Annotated in this window: 10 protein-coding genes; 5 read left to right on the forward strand and 5 right to left on the reverse strand. The window is 58.6% G+C overall.

What is annotated here, in order from left to right:
* Positions 1 to 6: 6 nt before the first annotated feature.
* Complete coding sequence (locus tag EnteroDNA1_RS08945; protein WP_047057999.1) at positions 7 to 1296, reverse strand: arsenic transporter; 1290 nt, start codon at positions 1294 to 1296, stop codon at positions 7 to 9.
* Between the two features lie 44 nt (positions 1297 to 1340).
* Positions 1341 to 1661 (reverse strand): metalloregulator ArsR/SmtB family transcription factor, encoded by a 321-nt coding sequence (locus EnteroDNA1_RS08950; RefSeq protein WP_047057998.1) that lies wholly within the window; start codon positions 1659 to 1661, stop codon positions 1341 to 1343.
* Between the two features lie 85 nt (positions 1662 to 1746).
* Between EnteroDNA1_RS08950 and arsH the strand changes: the two genes are divergently transcribed.
* The 4 genes from arsH (at position 1747) to EnteroDNA1_RS08970 (ending at position 4813) form a co-directional block, all read left to right on the forward strand.
* Complete coding sequence (gene arsH, locus EnteroDNA1_RS08955; RefSeq protein ID WP_047057997.1) at positions 1747 to 2445, forward strand: arsenical resistance protein ArsH; 699 nt, start codon at positions 1747 to 1749, stop codon at positions 2443 to 2445.
* A gap of 300 nt (positions 2446 to 2745) precedes the next feature.
* Entirely contained in the window at positions 2746 to 2964 is a 219-nt protein-coding gene (locus EnteroDNA1_RS08960) for a hypothetical protein (protein ID WP_010434242.1), read from the forward strand.
* A 760-nt stretch (positions 2965 to 3724) separates the two neighbouring features.
* The gene (locus EnteroDNA1_RS08965; RefSeq protein ID WP_029740047.1) at positions 3725 to 4081 is read left to right on the forward strand and encodes a hypothetical protein; all 357 of its coding nucleotides are present in this window, start codon (positions 3725 to 3727) and stop codon (positions 4079 to 4081) included.
* Positions 4082 to 4255: 174 nt separating this feature from the next.
* Positions 4256 to 4813 (forward strand): YceI family protein, encoded by a 558-nt coding sequence (locus tag EnteroDNA1_RS08970; protein ID WP_045888783.1) that lies wholly within the window; start codon positions 4256 to 4258, stop codon positions 4811 to 4813.
* Here the strand turns inward: EnteroDNA1_RS08970 and EnteroDNA1_RS08975 are convergent.
* The 3 genes from EnteroDNA1_RS08975 to EnteroDNA1_RS08985 are packed head-to-tail and all read right to left on the reverse strand — an operon-like array spanning position 4805 to position 6658.
* Positions 4805 to 5596 (reverse strand): anti-sigma factor family protein, encoded by a 792-nt coding sequence (locus tag EnteroDNA1_RS08975; RefSeq protein WP_048979778.1) that lies wholly within the window; start codon positions 5594 to 5596, stop codon positions 4805 to 4807. The genes EnteroDNA1_RS08970 and EnteroDNA1_RS08975 overlap by 9 nt on opposite strands.
* Complete coding sequence (locus EnteroDNA1_RS08980; protein WP_080973605.1) at positions 5593 to 6123, reverse strand: sigma-70 family RNA polymerase sigma factor; 531 nt, start codon at positions 6121 to 6123, stop codon at positions 5593 to 5595. Before EnteroDNA1_RS08980 ends, EnteroDNA1_RS08975 begins: the two co-directional genes overlap by 4 nt.
* 7 nt (positions 6124 to 6130) lie before the next feature.
* Positions 6131 to 6658 (reverse strand): tetratricopeptide repeat protein, encoded by a 528-nt coding sequence (locus tag EnteroDNA1_RS08985; RefSeq protein ID WP_023294382.1) that lies wholly within the window; start codon positions 6656 to 6658, stop codon positions 6131 to 6133.
* A gap of 761 nt (positions 6659 to 7419) precedes the next feature.
* Between EnteroDNA1_RS08985 and EnteroDNA1_RS08990 the strand changes: the two genes are divergently transcribed.
* Entirely contained in the window at positions 7420 to 17475 is a 10056-nt protein-coding gene (locus EnteroDNA1_RS08990) for a BapA/Bap/LapF family large adhesin (RefSeq protein ID WP_048979781.1), read from the forward strand.
* Positions 17476 to 17483 lie beyond the last annotated feature (8 nt).

A 17483-nucleotide genomic window follows, 5' to 3' on the forward strand; every position in this document is an offset into this window, starting at 1 on the left:
ATCTCGCTACAAGGTGACAGAGAGCCGCCACGCCAGCACAGCCAGAGTGACGAAAAGCACGGGCAGGGTCATGATTATGCCGGTGCGGAAGTAATATCCCCAGGTGATGGTCATGTTTTTCTGTGCCAGCACATGTAGCCACAGCAGGGTTGCCAGACTGCCAATCGGAGTGATTTTCGGGCCTAAATCGCAGCCAATCACGTTGGCATAAATCATTGCCTCTTTGACGACGCCTGTCGCCGTACTTCCGTCAATCGACAGCGCACCAATCAGCACCGTCGGCATGTTATTCATTACCGACGACAGGAACGCGGTCAGGAAGCCGGTGCCGAACGTTGCTGCCCATAACCCCTTTTCTGCCAGCAGGTTTAGCACGTCAGACAGAGACTCCGTGAGCCCTGCATTGCGCAGGCCATAGACCACCAGGTACATGCCCAGTGAAAAAATAACTATCTGCCATGGTGCATCGCGCAGGACTTTTCCTGTGTTGATGGCGTGACCTCTTTTCGCCACTATGAACAGTACTGCTGCGCCAGTAGCGGCTATCGCACTTATCGGGATCCCAAGAGGTTCCAGAACAAAGAAACCGACAAGCAGCAAAAACAGGACAATCCAGCCCGCCCTGAACGTTGCCGGATCCTTTACCACACTGGCAGGCGTCTTCAGCAGCGAAACGTCATACGTCACCGGAATATCCCTGCGGAAGAAGAGATGCAGCATGACCAGCGTGGCCGTAATCGCGGCCACATCTACGGGGATCATCACGGAGGCATACTGCGTAAAGCCCAGACCGAAAAAGTCCGCCGAGACGATATTCACCAGGTTAGAAACAATGAGCGGCAGGCTAGCCGTATCTGCAATAAATCCTGCGGCCATGACAAAGGCCAGTGTCGTGCCCTGACTGAATCCCAGTGCGAGCAGCATCGCAATTACGATCGGCGTCAGGATCAGTGCGGCTCCGTCATTGGCAAACAGTGTAGCAACAGCAGCCCCAAGCAAGACTATCCAGCTAAACAAAAGGCGGCCACGTCCGTTACCCCAGCGGGAGACGTGCAGTGCGGCCCATTCAAAGAAGCCGGACTCATCAAGCAGCAGGCTGATGATGATGACCGCAATAAATGCCGCTGTCGCGTTCCAGACGATATTCCAGACAACGGGAATATCAGCGATATGGATGACTCCAGTTACCAGCGCCAGCACAGCCCCGATACTCGCGCTCCAGCCAATACTCAGGCCTCCGGGTTGCCAGATCACCAGTATCAACGTCAGTAAAAATATACTCCCCGCCAAAAGCATCTCAGACTCCGTTATATATGATTATGTGAATTTGTTTTCTTTTCTCAGCAGGAGATGCAGGCTGATTTATCTAGCCATTTACACAAATCCTCCCGCATACACTGCCAGGACGTCGTGATTGTCTCAGCTGCCCATGCCGGTATGTGGGGTGACAGACGATAGTGGATCCATTTGCCTTCACGACGGTCCAGAACCAGCCCGGCCTCACGAAGGATAGCCATATGTCGCGAGACTTTGGGTTGTGATTCGGAAATGGCTGCGCAGATATCACAAACGCACAGTTCTCCTGACTCCCGGAGAATCATGACGATGGCGAGCCGAGTTTCATCCGACAGGATTTTGAAAAGCTGAACAGGTTGTAGCATTTTTCACTCCGTTCCCTTTAGAATATATATATGATAAATCATATGTGTTAAATTTGAAATCATCTACTCTCTCCGGAGGAGAAAAATGGAACAATTTCCTGCCCTTAATATTGAATTCTTTGATCAACACATCGCTGAACGCCTGAACCTGCAAGCGCCACCACGGATTCTTATCCTGTATGGCTCAGTAAGAGAGCGCTCCTACAGCCGCTTTGCCGCGGAGGAAGCCGGTCGTCTTCTGACTGCAATGGGCGCGGAGGTGGAATTCTTTAACCCCTCTGGTTTACCCCTGCCTGATGATGCGCCAGACACGCACCCTAAGGTCACCGAACTACGCGGCCTGGTCAGATGGAGTGACGGGATGGTGTGGAGTTCCCCTGAGCGGCATGGGACGATGAGCGCGGTGATGAAGGCGCAAATAGACTGGATACCCTTAAGTGAAGGCGCGGTTCGTCCTTCGCAGGGCAAGACACTTGCAGTGATGCAGGTCTGCGGTGGTTCGCAGTCCTTTAATGCGGTGAACCAAATGCGCATTCTGGGCCGATGGATGCGGATGTTCACTATCCCCAACCAGTCCTCCATTGCTAAGGCATGGCAAGAGTTCGACGAAAACGGCCGAATGAAACCTTCGTCATGGTATGACCGTATCGTCGATGTAGCCGAGGAGCTGTTTAAAATCACGGTGCTGCTTAAGGGACAAACTGGTTATCTTGCAGATCGTTACAGCGAGAGAAAAGAGAGCTATCAGGAGCTTTCATCCCGTGTCAATCAGGACAAAATTTAACGTATATTTTTCGTGAATCCATACTGCATGAGATTAATAACATCCACTATGGCACAAAGGAGATATCCCATCCTGTGTCAGAATATGAAAAACTACCTTGAGGTGAACTAGTAACTCTGGTTATGACGTGGCGCTTGCGCGTCATGATGCAAAACTAATTTTGATGTTTAATGAAATCCTGGTTGCACCCAAGCTAAGCGCTTCATGCTAAATTTTAGGCGAAGGAATAACAGAAGTCCTGTCCATTGCGTGTTATAACCGAGGTTGAAAACCGGCACACTGGCGGTTGAGAGGCATCGCATGAAATTACAAATCACAAGAGCAATTGGCCTCAGTAAGCTCTCTCCACGTTGGGTTAAGGTTATCTGCTTACGGTTAATTAAAAATGATATTGAACGCTCTCTCAACGCTCTTCTGGTCAAAATTGATGAATCTGAACTCTCTACGGAGCAACTTAAAGCGTTTAAGGAATGCGTTGAAAGAATTAACCTGGCACGGGGTAAGGGGATGCAGGCGTGAGCATTTTTAATTAAGCATTTTTCGATGCTGCATTGGTGATGATGGCTTTTATCCAAAAAATTTCGCAGGCGAATAGTAGTCTAAGCGTTTGATAAAAGGTAAGCCCAAACCGTATATGCGCGGCGCGTTTGCTGCGCAAGAAATGGTTACCAGGTCAAATCTGTTTTTCAGTGTGACGACTCAACTAGATATCACCACGCACAGTCCCTATCTCGTCTTCTTTCTCATCAAAGGGAGAAAAAACTTTTAGGCACCCAAATAGGCCCCTAAGAAAAGTTGAACTAGCAGTTATTCAAATTAATTCAATAAATTACACAACCAATTCAGACTCCGCCAGCCCACCAAAATTCTCCATCGGTGATTACCAGAGTCATCCGATGAAGTCCTAAGAGCCCGCACGGCGCAAGCCCTGCGGGCTTTTTTGTGCCCCATGCCCATGGTTCCTTCCATCCCTTTGACAAACATCAACCCCCTTCCCCCTTCTCCTGTGCAAAATTACCCACACCACCCAGCGCTACGGAATAGCCGCTCAACCCGGAAGGAACCCCACCATGTACAGACCCATAACCGTTATTATCTTCATTCTCCTGACCCTCGCCGCCCTTGCTGAAATAGGCTTTTTATCCTTTGGATAATCCTCAGGCGAAATATCCCTCAGCAGGGAACATTGATCTCATTACAGTTTTTTCCTAAAGCCATCCCGTTTCGCCTGTGCCATGCTGAATCACGCTCATAACCGATAACGTTAAATGAGGATATTATGAAAAAAACAATTATCGCATTATCTGCCGTTCTGCTGGCTTCCCCAGTATTTGCTGCGACCACACATGCAACTGACGATACCGTCGCTGCGGCGAACGCAAATGCCAACGAGGCGAAGCAAAAACTGCACGAAGAGCAGAACAAAGGTGAAGAGCTGAAGCTGAAGCAAAAACATGCTGCGGAAGGTAAAAGCGAAAGCCTGGGCAGCAAGGTCAGCGAAGATTCCCAGAAAGCCTGGCATAAAACCAAACAAGGCACCGAGAAAGGGTGGGATGCCACCAAAGAAGGCGCTGAGAAAGGCTGGAACAAAACCAAAGAAGGTGCCAGCGAGCTGGAAAAGAAAGTCACTGAATAATCCCTTCGAAAGGCCGCGCAAGCGGCCTTTTTTATTCCCCGCAACTCTGCGTTCTCAAGGCTACACTTGTCACCAGGTCCGGTTATCGCGCTCCGGTTGAAATAACGTCAACAAAGCCGAATAGATCCCGGGGGTGACGCGTTTACTCCCTGCCCCCCTAAAAGAGATCCTGAGATGCTGCGACGCCTGGTGATAGTGCTTGTTTTGATTTGTCCGTGGGCGACGGCTGCCCCGAAGAGCTACATAATTGACGCCAATAACACCGCCATTCGGCTGTCGTGGCATGCCTTCGGCGGCATCCTCTCCTGGGCGACGTTCAGCGGCGTGACGGGCGCCGTGACGCTCAACCCGGAAAACGACGTCGACGACCATATTCACGTCACTATTCCCGTAGCGACTCTCGTAGCCTCAAACAAGCTGCTCACCTGGCAGCTGAAAAGCGATATGTTTTTTGAATCCGAGCGCTACCCGACGATCGAGTTCATCAGCTCTCGCGTGGTTGCCCAGGGCGACGGGCGGTTCAGGGTGTTCGGCACGCTGACCGTACGAAACATTGCCCGCCCGGTGATCCTGGAGGCCATCGTGAAAGACCCGCACGCGCAGGCCCTCACGCTGGATGCCACGACGGCGATCTCGCGCGCGGCCTACGGGATGGATAAGTTTGCGCTGGTCGTGGACGATCGTATTGCCATCGCCATTGCGATTCAGACGAACGACGTGCCGTCATCCTGAGATGAGGCGCTGTAGCTGCTCCGCGTTTCCCCGCAGGTGAGACGGCGGGTTGCGGCCAATCAGGACAAACTGGTAGCCCGCCTCCTGCCACCACGCCAGGTTCATACCGTGCCGCTGCTCCTGGCGAAGAGAGGCCATGGTCTTCTCATCTACAGGAGAGATACAGAGCGCCATCGGGCCGTAGTCGGCGTTGATCCAGGCAATCTGCGCGATCGAGATGGTTTCATAGCGCAGCATTCGCACCATTTTCAGCTCTGCCCCCTGCAGGACAAGCTGCGACATGTGCAGCTTGATGCCGATGTCCTGCGCGGCTCGTTCCAGCCCGCGCTGCAGGACCGGCGTTGCGCTGTCCATATCCAGCAGCGTCTCAACGCTGTACAGGGACATATATTGCGCTTCGAGGTCGCGAATATGGGCATTCTCATCCGCTGGCGCGGAAGCGGGCCGCAGCAGGTAGCCCAGCCCGGATCCGACCATCAAAAAGCTGGCCGACGCGGCGATCAGCGCCCGCCTGCTGACGCCAGCAGGCGTGGAGGATTGTGGATCGGGAAGTGCCGCCAGACGCGCCTGCATTGCCTCCAGAGGTGCCTCATCCAGCAGGGGGGCAAACGCCCCGGCGAAATCCTGGCTGCTTTTCATCAGTTCGTTAGTTCGCCCGGAGAGGCGTTCGTCACTTTTCAACTGTTCTTCAAATTGCTGCGCGTCGACGCGGCACATCTCGCCATCTATCCATGCCACGATAGCGTCGTCGTTATAGGGCGGTGCAAAACGGTGCGAGTTCAATAGCGTTTCTCCTTTGCCGGAGGCAGTGCGTCAGCGGATCTGGCAAGCCGAGCCCGCGCCGTCGCCAGCCGGCTCATAACGGTACCAACAGGTACCGCCAGAGTGTCCGCCGCCTCCTGGTAGGTAAAGCCTTCGACATAAACCAAAAATACTGCGTTGCGCTGGGCTTCAGGCAGCGCGTTGACGCGCTGCATCACCTTCAGATAATGCAGACGCGTCTCATCCTGTTCGCGGGTGTCCGGCGCCAGAAGCTCATCGCTGGCCACAAATCCCTGCCCCTGACGCACGTGTCGTGCCCGAAGCTCAGAGATCCAGATGGAGTGCAGTATCGCGAACAGCCACCTGTCGATGCGCGTGCCCGGCGTATACTGGCTGCTCCTTTCAAGCGCACGCACGCAGGTGGACTGAACCAGCTCTTCGGCGATATCCCTGTTTCGCGACAGCACCAGCCCATAGCGCCAGAGGCGCGGCAGGTGTGCGGCTAACTGTTGACGAACCTCACTGGTAGCGATGTGTTTTCCCTCCACGAGAAAATCAGGATTCCGGATGCCCGTTGATGGCGGCCTGCAGGTCACGGTACTCCTCGCAGGACTGGCCACAAATACCGGCAATCACCTTCAGCTGTTCTTTCGCGAGGTCAGGACGTCCTTTTACCATCCACGCTTCACCGAGGTATTCCCGGGCTTTGGCATAATCCGGTGCGATAGCCAGCGCGCGCTGGTAGTAACCAATCCCTTCGTCCGTGCGGCCAAGCTTGCGCGTGGCGAACCCGCGATAGTTCCACGCTTCAGCCGTATTGCCATTTTTCAGCGAATCAAGCAGGTTCAGCGCCGCCTGGTACTCGCCTTTCTTCGCGAGATGGTACGCATAGTTGGTTTTGTCCTGGTCGCTGAGGCTGCTGCTTTTGTCCGGCACGCATTTCTGGGTGGCGCTGTCATACACCTGTCCGGAAGGACAATCGGGCGTTTTGCTCTCGGTACTATTATTGCCCATTGCCAGCGCCAGGGGGGACAGCAGGGAAAAAATCAGCACCGGGATCAAACGAAACGAGGTCGTGTTCATATAAAGCTCCAGGGTAAGAAGGAAGTGACGTCAGTAAACGCCCGACTGACGATTTTTATTCATTCTCCCCGTGAATTTTTTGCTGTCGCAAAATCATGCTGACGTCGTAGCCCCATTGGAAATAAATCAGGTTATTTTACCCTTTACTTAACGCTATTATTTTCGCGTGATAGCAGAGTTTTAAGCCTGCATAAAAATATATTTTATTGTGCGGGTGATATAATATATATTATATCAAAAACGTTACCCTAACTTAAACACATATTAAGCGCACTTAAACAATAACGTTTTACAGTATATTAAAAATGTCCCCTACCAATTATCATACTGCGTAAATCACATTCAGAATCAACGTCACAGGTTAAAACTAAAATCATATAAAACAAAAGGTTGAACCGAGTAAATTATTAACCACACCAATACATTAATGCCCTCTTCATTGTTTTGGCACTTATTTACGAAAGCTTAATTTGCACAACCTTCGTTTTCTGTCTATATCATTTTTATATTCTAAAAAATAATTCCCCTATTAATTACAGGGTTTTACACGATACAAAACACCCATAAAAACTGTTCTCTTTTATAAGTCATTAGATTCGCTCTGATGTTGCCACTCTGAATTCTGGCGGGCATCGTGCGCGCTAAAAACAACGGTCAGTGCTGCGTAATAACAGCGACTGCGCCGGGGGCGCCCTTTACCTTCTGCAGAGATGGCTCGTCTTGCTCGCCGTTCATGACACATCTGCTGGAGTAATGCCTAAATGAGCCAAATCTCTGTTATATCGAAACTTACTGGCGTGGAAACGACCACGGAAGGCACACAGGTTACCCTGAGCCATTCCTCTATCGTTGAGCTTAATGTCGAGCGAGCGAGCGTCTCCCACTTCGCGCGAAACGGTAACGATCTGCTGGTTACGCTGCACTCCGGCGAGGTGATCACCCTTAAAAACTTCTACGTTACGGACGCGCAGGGCGTGAGCCAGCTGGTACTGCAGGACAGCAACGGCGCATTATGGTGGATTGAAGATCCGACCGGAGCCGCCACGTACGAATCTATCGCGTCCACGGACGTGCTGCTTGCGGCCTCCGGGAGCGACGCCGGTGGTGCAGCCATCTGGCCATGGGCACTGGGCGGCATTGCCGCCGCGGGCGGCATCGCGGCGGCGGCAAGCACCGGCGGCGGTGATAGTGGCGGCAGTAACAATTCGGCCAATGCGGATACGACAGCGCCGAACGCGCCTTCCGGCCTTAAGTTCTCTTCAGATGGCAAAACCGTCACCGGTACCGCAGAACCCGGCAGTACCATCACGCTGAAAGACGCGAACGGCAACGTCATTGGCACAGGAAAAACGGGCAGCGACGGCAGCTTTACCGTCTCTCTCGGCACACCGTTGACCAACGGCGAGCAGGTGACCGCCACCGCCACGGATAACGCCGGGAATACCAGCCCGGGCACAACGCTCAACGCGCCGGACACCACCGCGCCCGATGCGCCAGCAATCACCAGCGTAACGGATGATATCGCCCCGCAGACGGGAGCAGTCAGCAACGGCGGCAGCACCAACGATCAGCGCCCGCAGCTTACCGGCACCGGCGAAGCGGGCTCGACCGTGACGATTTATGACGGCGGGGTCGCCATTGGTACAGCGGTCGTCGCCAGCAACGGCACCTGGACCTTTACCCCGTCGGTTGATCTGAGCGAAAGCACTCACCAGATTACCGTGCGGGCAACCGACGCCGCCGGCAACACCGGGCCAGCGTCGCCGGTGTTTACCCTTACAGTGGATCTTACTCCGCCGGACGCGCCGAGCGCGATTGTGCTGACCGACGATACGGGCCTGATCAAGGGAACCATCACGTCTGTCGCGCCTACCGATGCTTCACTGCCCATCCTCGCGGGAACCGGCGAGCCCGGCGGAACCATCACCATCTACGATAACGGCGTGGTGGTTGGCACAACGACGGTATTGCCCAACGGCACCTGGAGCGTCACGCCGAACGGCCCGCTCCCGGACGGGACACACTCCATAACCGTCACTGAAACCGATGCCGCCGGAAACCTGAGCGCTACCTCAGAGCCCGTCATCTTCACCGTGGACACCACGCCGCCGTCTGCCCCGGGTAATCTCGAGGTTTCGAATGATGGCGGCACCATCAGCGGCATCGCGGAAGCTGGCAGCACGGTGACCATCCGTGAAGGTAATGTCACCCTTGGCACTGTTATTGCCGACAGCGAAGGGAACTTTAGCCTGACGCTGACCCCGCCGAAGCTCAACGGCGAAATCCTGACCGCTGACGCCACCGACACGGCGGGCAACACGGGGCCCGCAACCTCCGCGGCGTCACCGGATATTACCCCACCGCAGACGCCAATTATCGTGTCGGTGATGGATGACGTGCAGGCCACCACCGGCCCCGTGGGCCAGAACGGCCTCACCAACGACCGGGCCCCGACCGTGAACGGGACGGGCGAAGCGGGCTCGACCATCACGATTTATAACGGCAGCGATGTCCTCGGTACGACGGTTGTTCCCTCCTCCGGCCTGTGGAGCTTTACGCCGCCCGCACCGCTGACCGATGGCACCTGGGTGCTGACCGCGAAGGCGACGGATCCCGCCGGTAACCCAAGCGGGTTATCAGACCCGTGGACAATTAACGTCGACGGCACGGCACCTGGCGCCCCGGTGATTTCACAAGTTGTGGACGATGTTCCCGGTCGCACCGGCTCGCTCGACATTAATGAGACCACTAACGACGCCACCCCGACGCTCAGCGGTACCGCCGAAGCAAACGCGACGGTCACCGTGCGCGTGGACGGTGTTGCTATTGGTACGACCGTCGCCAATGGTCTTGGCGTATGGATCTTTACGCCTTCCTCGCCTATCGCCGAGGGCCCGCACGCCCTGACCGCCGTCGCGACCGATGCGGCAGGTAACACCAGCGGCGTCTCCAACACCTGGACTCTGACGATTGACAGCGTCGCGCCTGCCGCCCCGGTCATTACCCAGGTGCTGGATGATGTGCCGGAACGCCTCGGCGCGCTCAACCCCAACGACAGCACCAACGACACCACGCCGACGCTCAACGGCACGGCTGAACCTGGCTCAAGCGTCACCATCCGCCTGGATGGCACCGATCTTTTCACGGTCCTGGTCGACGACAACGGCACGTGGACCTATACCCTCACCACGCCTCTTGGCAGCGGGCCTCATACCTTTACCGTTGTCGCGACCGATGCGGCGGGTAACACCAGCCAGCCGTCAGGTGGCTTCACCCTGACCGTCGATACCACGCCGCCTGCGGCGGCAACCATCGCCACCGTGACCGATGACGTCGGCGGCGTTCAGGGCACGCTCAGCAGCGGCGATACCACGGATGACACCACACCGCTGCTGCAGGGCACCGCCCCGGCTGATGCGGTGATCACCGTTTATGACGGCGCCACCCTGCTCGGTACCGCCACCCTCGACGGCAGCGGTGGCTGGAGCTTTACGCCCGTTACCCCGCTCACCGACGGCCCGCATACGCTGACGGTTCACGCCACGGATGCCGCAGGCAATACCACCATCTCCAGCCCGTTTGTATTGACGGTGGATACCGTCGCGCCTGCCACGCCGGACGTCCCGGCCATCACCGTCAATCCTGACGGAACAGCAACAACGCTAAACCCGGGCGAAACCACCCGCGACACCACGCCAACCCTGAGCGGTACCGGCACGGCGGGCGATACCGTGACGATCTACAACAACGGCGCCAAAATCGGCGACGCTGTCGTGGACAATACCGGCAGCTGGTCGTGGACGCCATCACCCCCACTGTCCGGCGGTACCTATGACATCACCCTGACCGTCACCAACGTGGACGGCACGGGCAACGAAAGCGCCCCGTCGCAGCCGGTAACCATCACCATTGATACCGAAGCGCCGGCTACGCCTGCGGCACCGACCGTCACCGACAGCGTCACCCAGATCACCGGCCCCGTACCCGATGGCGGAACCACCAACGATCCGCGCCCGGTCCTGAGCGGCACCGGCACGCCTAACGACGTCATCAACATCACTGACACCGTCAACGGCATATCAACCGTCGTGGGCACCGTCACGGTAGACAGCAGCGGCAACTGGAGCTGGCGCCCGGGCAGCGACATTGCCGAGGGCAGCCACGCCTATACCGCCACCGCCACCGATGAAGCAGGCAACGTCTCTGACCCTTCTCCAGCGATTACCATCGTCGTGGATACCCTGGCGCCGGATACGCCGGTGATTAGTGCAGTGGGCGGTGAGCCGAACGGTGGCTACATCACGGATACCACACCGACAGTGGGCGGAACCGGCGTCAACGGTGAGACGGTGATCGTCTACAACAACGGCGTCGAAGTGGGCCGTGTCGTGGTGGCTAACGGGGAATGGAACCTGACGCTTCCAACGCAAACGGACGGTCCGCTCAACATTACCGTGGCGGGCGTGGACGCAGCGGGCAACCTCAGCGCACCGAGTTCGGTCTTTACCGTTACCCTCGATACCGTTGCGCCTGAGATCCCCGTCATTAGCGCCGTAGCTGACAGCCAGCTGTCTAATAATGTGCTCTACACGAAGGACGGCACGCCAACCCTTACCGGGACCGGTGAACCCGGTACCACCGTTATCGTTTCCGTAGACGGCACGCCATCTACGGTGCTGGTGACGGTCCAGCCGGGCGGCACCTGGAGCTGGACTGCCGACACGACGCTGCCGGATGGCCCGCATACCTTCACCGTCTCTTCCAGCGATCCAGCGGGTAACTCCTCCGGTGATTCAGCACCGCTGAGCGTGACGGTAGACACCGTCGCCCCGGCAGATCCGGGCAACATGCTGCTGGCTGATGAAGGAACACCGCTGACCGGTACCGGTGACGTGGGAAGCATCATTACCGTGACAAACGGTTCCACGGTCATTGGTACCGGCGTTGTCGGCAGCGACGGCAGTTTCTCCATTGCGCTGAGTCCGGCGCAGCTGGATCCGACCACGCTGACCGTGACCGCTACGGATGCCGCAGGGAATGCCAGCGCGGGCGTGCCTTTTGTCGTCGTCGATTCACCGCTCGACCTGCCGCAGGTGCCCGTCATCACGGCGATCGTCGATGACGCAGACCCGATTACTGGCGATGTGAAAGGCAAAACCACTAATGACACCACGCCAACGCTTACCGGTACGGCCGAAGCGGGCAGCCTGATTACCATCTATCAGGACGGTAGCGCGACGCCATTGACGACGGTGACCGCCGACGGCAGCGGCAACTGGAGCTATACGCCAGCCGCGCTTGGCGAGGGGCTGCACACCTTTGAGGTGACCGCGACCCTCAACGGCCAGACCAGCGGCCGCTCTCCGGCGGCCAGCGTCACCGTCGACCTCACCGCACCGGGCACGCCAGCTATCGGCGCGGTGATTGACGACGTCGGTCCGGGCACCGGACCGCTGACCAGCGGCCAGACCACCAACGACAACCAGCCGACCCTCACCGGCACCGGCGCGGTCGGCGATACCATCTCCATCTACAACAACGGCGTGCTGCTGGGGACCGCGGAGGTCGGCAATACGGGCACCTGGAGCTACACCACGCCCGTCCTGACAGAAGGCAACCATATCCTGACCATCCGCGAGACCGATCCGGCGGGGAATCAGAGCGGTCCTTCGGCGGGCTTCACCGTCGTGGTGGACTCCGTTTCCGCCACGCCGGTCATCACCAACGTCACGGATAACGTCGGTAACACCGCCACCACGGTGGTCAGCGGCACCGAGACGAACGATGCCACGCCAACCCTTTCGGGGACAGCGGACGCAAACAGCGTGGTGACCATTTTCGACGGCGGTACCCAGATTGCCGTGGTAACGGCTGACGGCACCGGCGCGTGGACGTTTACTCCTGACACCGCGCTCGGCGAAGGCTCGCACAGCTTCACCGTCCGGGCGACCGATCCGCTGGGCAACGTCAGCGCGGTCTCAGCTCCCTGGAGCGTGGTGGTTGACCTGACGGCACCGACGGTTCCGACGCTGGATAATGTGAGCGACAACGTCCCTGGCGGCGTCCAGGGTAACCTCACCAGCGGCCAGGTGACCAACGACAGCACCCCGACCATCAGCGGCACCGGGCAGGCGGGCAGCACGATTCACATCATGAATAACGGCACGCAGATTGGCACGACGATCGTTGACGGCAGCGGGAACTGGTCCTTTACGCCGACCGCGCCGCTGGGCGACGGCAGCTACTCCCTGCGCGCGTATGCAACGGATACCGCAGGCAACGCCTCGGCTAACTCATCGGTCTTCGCCTTTACCATTGATACCGCAGCCCCCGGCGTACCGGTGGTGACCAGCGTGATTGACGACGTCGGTCCGGTCACCGGGGCGCTCACGTCGGGTAACAGCACCAACGACGCGCGCCCAACCTTCAACGGTACGGGCGAGGTGGGTTCTACCGTGCACGTGATCGTTGATGGCAACGAAATTGGCACTGCGGTGGTGAATGCCCAGGGCAGCTGGACCTTCACCCCGGGTACCGATCTGGGCGAAGGTCCACACGCCATCACCTTCAATGCCACCGACGTGGCTGGCAATACCGGCAGCACGACGACACCGTTTAACCTGACGGTGGATACGGGCGTGCCGTCGGCGCCGGTCATTTCGACCGCGGGTGACAACGCGGGCAGCATTCAAACTCCGCTCACTTCCGGGCAGAGCACCGACGACACCACGCCGACGCTAAACGGCACCGCGACCGCCAACGCCACGGTCACCGTGTATGAGAACGGGCAGCCGGTCGGCACCGTTCAGGCGGACGGTACCGGCGCATGGAGCTTTACGCCGTCAACGCCGCTGACCAACGGCAGCCATACCTGGACCGCCACGGTCACCGATGCAGCGGGCAACGTCAGCCTGAACTCGCCGGACTTTACCCTGATTGTGGATACCACCGCACCGAACGCGCCGGTTATCAGCCAGGCGATAGACGACGTGGGCACCATCACCGGCCCGCTTACGTCCGGGCAAACAACCGACGATACGGTACCGCGCCTTGTCGGAACCAGCGAACCGTTTGCCACCGTGAAGATCTATGAGGGAACTACCCTTGTCGGAACGGGCACCGCGGATGGCAACGGAAGCTGGAGTATCTTGCTCAACACCACGCTGACCGCTGGCGCGCACAGCTTCACCGCGCAGGCGACGGATGCGGCAGGCAACACCAGCGTGTCGTCCACCAGCTTTAGCCTCACCGTCGACACCACGCCGCCTGCGCTGCCGGTGCTGACCAGCATTCTGGATGACGTGGGCAATGCGGCGACGCCGGTGGCGAACGGCGGGTTCACCAACGACGCGCAGCCAACCCTCAGCGGTACGGCGGAAGCCGGGTCGACGGTGAAAATATTCGATAACGGCGTACAAATCGGCAGCGTGACGGCGACCGGCGGGGCGTGGAGCTTTACGCCATCCCCGGCGCTGGGCAACGGTCCGCACAATTTAACCTTTACCGCCACCGATGCGGTGGGCAACGCGAGCGCGCCGACCGCCGGGTATGTGATTAACGTCGATACCCTCGCGCCGGGCGCACCGATCATCAGTTCGGTCATTGATGACGTCGGCAGCGTCACCGGCCCGGTGACCGGTACGAATCCGACCAACGACACGCGCCCAACGCTGAGCGGAACCGCCGAAGCAAATGCCACGGTGCGGATCTACGATGGCATCACGCTGGTGGGCACGGTGACCGCCGACGGCAGCGGCAACTGGACCCTGCCGCAAACCACCACGCTGGCGCAAGGCACGCATAACTTCACCGCCACGGCCACCGATGCCGCGGGCAACACCAGCGTGGCGTCAGCCGTGACGACGATTATCGTCGATACGACCGCTCCAACGGCGCCGACCGGGACCTTCAACGCCGACGGTAGCGTCCTGACCGGGACTGCGGAAGCAGGCAGCACCGTCGCGATCCGCCTTGCGGACGGCTCGACGGTGACCGCCATTGCGGGCAGCAACGGCACCTACACCTACACCTTCATTAACAAACAGACCGAAGGCCAGACGCTGCAGATCACCGCCACCGACGCCGCGGGCAACACCTCGCTGCCGGGCTCCGCCCTTGCGCCGGTGGTGCCGCTCTCCGCCAGCAATAACGTCGAAGAGCTGAACCTCAGCACCACGGCAACCGTGACCAACAGCCAGTACAGCGATTACGGCTTCCTGCTGGTTGGCGCCGTCGGCAACGTCCTGACGCTGCTGGGCAATGATACGGCCCAGGTCAACTTCACGGTGGGCAGCGGCGGCAGCGCGGATATCGTGGTGAACGCCAACGCCACGGGTGCGGTGCTCTCTCTGCTCAACACCCTTGAACTGGTGGTTCAGCATTACGTCAACGGCGCCTGGACCACCGTGGTGGATACCGGCCAACCGCAGTTTGCCGATCTCCTGACCCTCGGTGCAACCGGCGTATCGCTGAACCTGACCGGGCTGGCCGACGGCAACTATCGCGTGCTCAGCTACAACACCAACCTGCTGGCAACCGGCTCCTACACCAGCCTCGACGTGGCGGTGAAAGAGACCGGTCCGGGTACGGTCACGGGCGATACCAGCCTCAACGGCAACGTGATCCTCGATACGGACCCGACAGCCGGCAGCGACAACGCGCCGGCCGGAACCACCATTTCCGCCGTCACTAACGCCCAGGGCGTCACCACCAGCGTGAACGCCGACGGCACGGTGATCCAGGGCAAATACGGTACGCTGACCATCAACCGCGACGGCAGCTACACCTACAACCTGACCGACACCAGCGCCGCGGTCGTTGGCCGGACGGAGAACTTCACCTACACCATCACCCATAACGGCGTCAGCGCGTCGGCGCAGCTGGTGCTGTCTCTGGGTGCCGGTACGGTAATCAACGGCATTGTGGCGGTGGACGATACAGCCTCGCTGACCTTTGATACCACCGTGAGCGAGATTAATAACGGCGCCTCGTCTCAGAACGGTTTTACCCTGGTGGGCATTAATCTCGGCAGCACGCTGGGGCTTAACCTGCTGGACGACATGACCAACCCGATTATCTACAACGTGGAGGAAGGCACGACCCGCACCATGACCATCCAGGCCTCCGTGGGCGGCGTGGCGCTGGCATCGGTGTTCGATCTGTACGTCTATAAGTTCAACAACGCCACCCAGACCTTCGAGCAGGTTCGCGTCGAGTCGGGCTGGCTGCGCGCCCCGCTGCTGGGGGGCACGTCATCCCAGCTGACGCTGAATCTGCCGGCCGGGGAGTACCTGTTCTTACTCAATACCGCATCGGGGATCGCCGTCCTGACGGGCTACACGCTGAGCGTCCTGCAGGATCATGTCTACAGCGTGGCGAGCATCAGCGAAACCACCACGGGCGACGTGCTGGCGAATGACCCAGTTCCTCCAGGCACGTTGGTCACCGAAGTGAACGGCGTGGCGGTCAACAGCAGTGGAACCACCACCATTCAGGGGGAATACGGCACGCTGACCATCAATTCGTCCGGACAGTACACCTACACCCTGAGAAGCGGCGTGGGGGCGGACCATATCAGCACGCCGGATACTTTCGTCTACACCGTTACCGCGCCTGACGGCTCGAAGGATACGGCATCGCTCAACATCACCCCAACCCCCCGGGCGATGGATGCGGTGAACGATGTCAGCGCCACGATGGACCTCACCTCGGTGCACCACACGTCGGCATACTCGGATACGACCGTGGGCACCGCCAGCTGGACGACGGCCCTGCTCTCGTCAACCCAGGGCTCCGGCAGCGGAACCTTCGTGGTCGACGCGAACACCGCGCTGCACAACGTGTCGCTCCACTTTAACGTGGCCTCGCTGCTGGCGCTGGGCGGGCTGACGGTAAACTGGTCCATCAGCGACGGCTCGGGCGTGATCCGCAGCGGCTCCTTTAGCGGCGGCTCCCTGCTGGGCGGCAGTATCGACATCCCGCTCACCGGGCTGGATCTGAACGCCGGGACCTATACGCTGAACTTTACCGGTAGCGTACCGGGGCTGAGCGTGGGGAACATCACCATCACGCCAAGCGTGAACGGCACCACCTACTCGCTGAGTGATTTCGACGTCACCGGCAGCCACACCGTCAACGGCAATATCTTTGACGGCACCGATTCTGGCGGCGTGCTGGATCAGCTCCACTCGGTGGATACCCGTCTGAGCGTTACCGGGTACAACGGCGTGACCACCACGCTGGATCCATATACCGGCAGCGCAACGGTGAACATCACCGGCCATTACGGCGTCCTGGCGATCGGCGCTGACGGCCATTACACCTATACCCTCAACAGCGGGGTATCGCTCTCATCCATGACGTCGAAGGAGACCTTCAACTACACCCTGACCGACGCTACCGGGAGAACGGACAGCGCCACGCTGACCATCAATATGGCGCCGCAGTTCATCAGTTCGGAACATAACGACGCCATCACCGGTACGGCCTACGGCGATACGCTGATTTACCAGGTGCTGAACAGTACGGTGGGGAATGCCACGGCGGGTAACGTCAGCAGCACCGCGGGCGATCACTGGACCGGCTTCTCGCTGGCGCAGGGGGACAAAATCGACATCGGCGATCTGCTGGTGGGCTGGAACGGTAGCGCCGCGACGCTGGGGAATTATCTCCATGTCACTAATAGTAATGGCAATACCGTGATCTCCATCGACCGTGACGGTGCGGGAGGCACCTACACTAATACCACGCTCGTTACGCTTGATGGCGTTCAGACCACCTACGACGAGCTTGTTAACCAGCAACACATCATTACCTGATAGCACCT

This window comes from Enterobacter sp. HK169 (assembly GCF_001719105.1).
GTDB lineage: Bacteria > Pseudomonadota > Gammaproteobacteria > Enterobacterales > Enterobacteriaceae > Enterobacter > Enterobacter asburiae_B.

Bases quoted from the DNA above. Each gene is read 5' to 3' on its own strand.
- EnteroDNA1_RS08945 (WP_047057999.1), bottom strand. From the start codon at position 1,296: ATGCTTTTGGCGGGGAGTATATTTTTACTGACGTTGATACTGGTGATC.
- EnteroDNA1_RS08950 (WP_047057998.1), bottom strand. From the start codon at position 1,661: ATGCTACAACCTGTTCAGCTTTTCAAAATCCTGTCGGATGAAACTCGG.
- arsH (WP_047057997.1), top strand. From the start codon at position 1,747: ATGGAACAATTTCCTGCCCTTAATATTGAATTCTTTGATCAACACATC.
- EnteroDNA1_RS08960 (WP_010434242.1), top strand. From the start codon at position 2,746: ATGAAATTACAAATCACAAGAGCAATTGGCCTCAGTAAGCTCTCTCCA.
- EnteroDNA1_RS08965 (WP_029740047.1), top strand. From the start codon at position 3,725: ATGAAAAAAACAATTATCGCATTATCTGCCGTTCTGCTGGCTTCCCCA.
- EnteroDNA1_RS08970 (WP_045888783.1), top strand. From the start codon at position 4,256: ATGCTGCGACGCCTGGTGATAGTGCTTGTTTTGATTTGTCCGTGGGCG.
- EnteroDNA1_RS08985 (WP_023294382.1), bottom strand. From the start codon at position 6,658: ATGAACACGACCTCGTTTCGTTTGATCCCGGTGCTGATTTTTTCCCTG.
- EnteroDNA1_RS08990 (WP_048979781.1), top strand. From the start codon at position 7,420: ATGAGCCAAATCTCTGTTATATCGAAACTTACTGGCGTGGAAACGACC.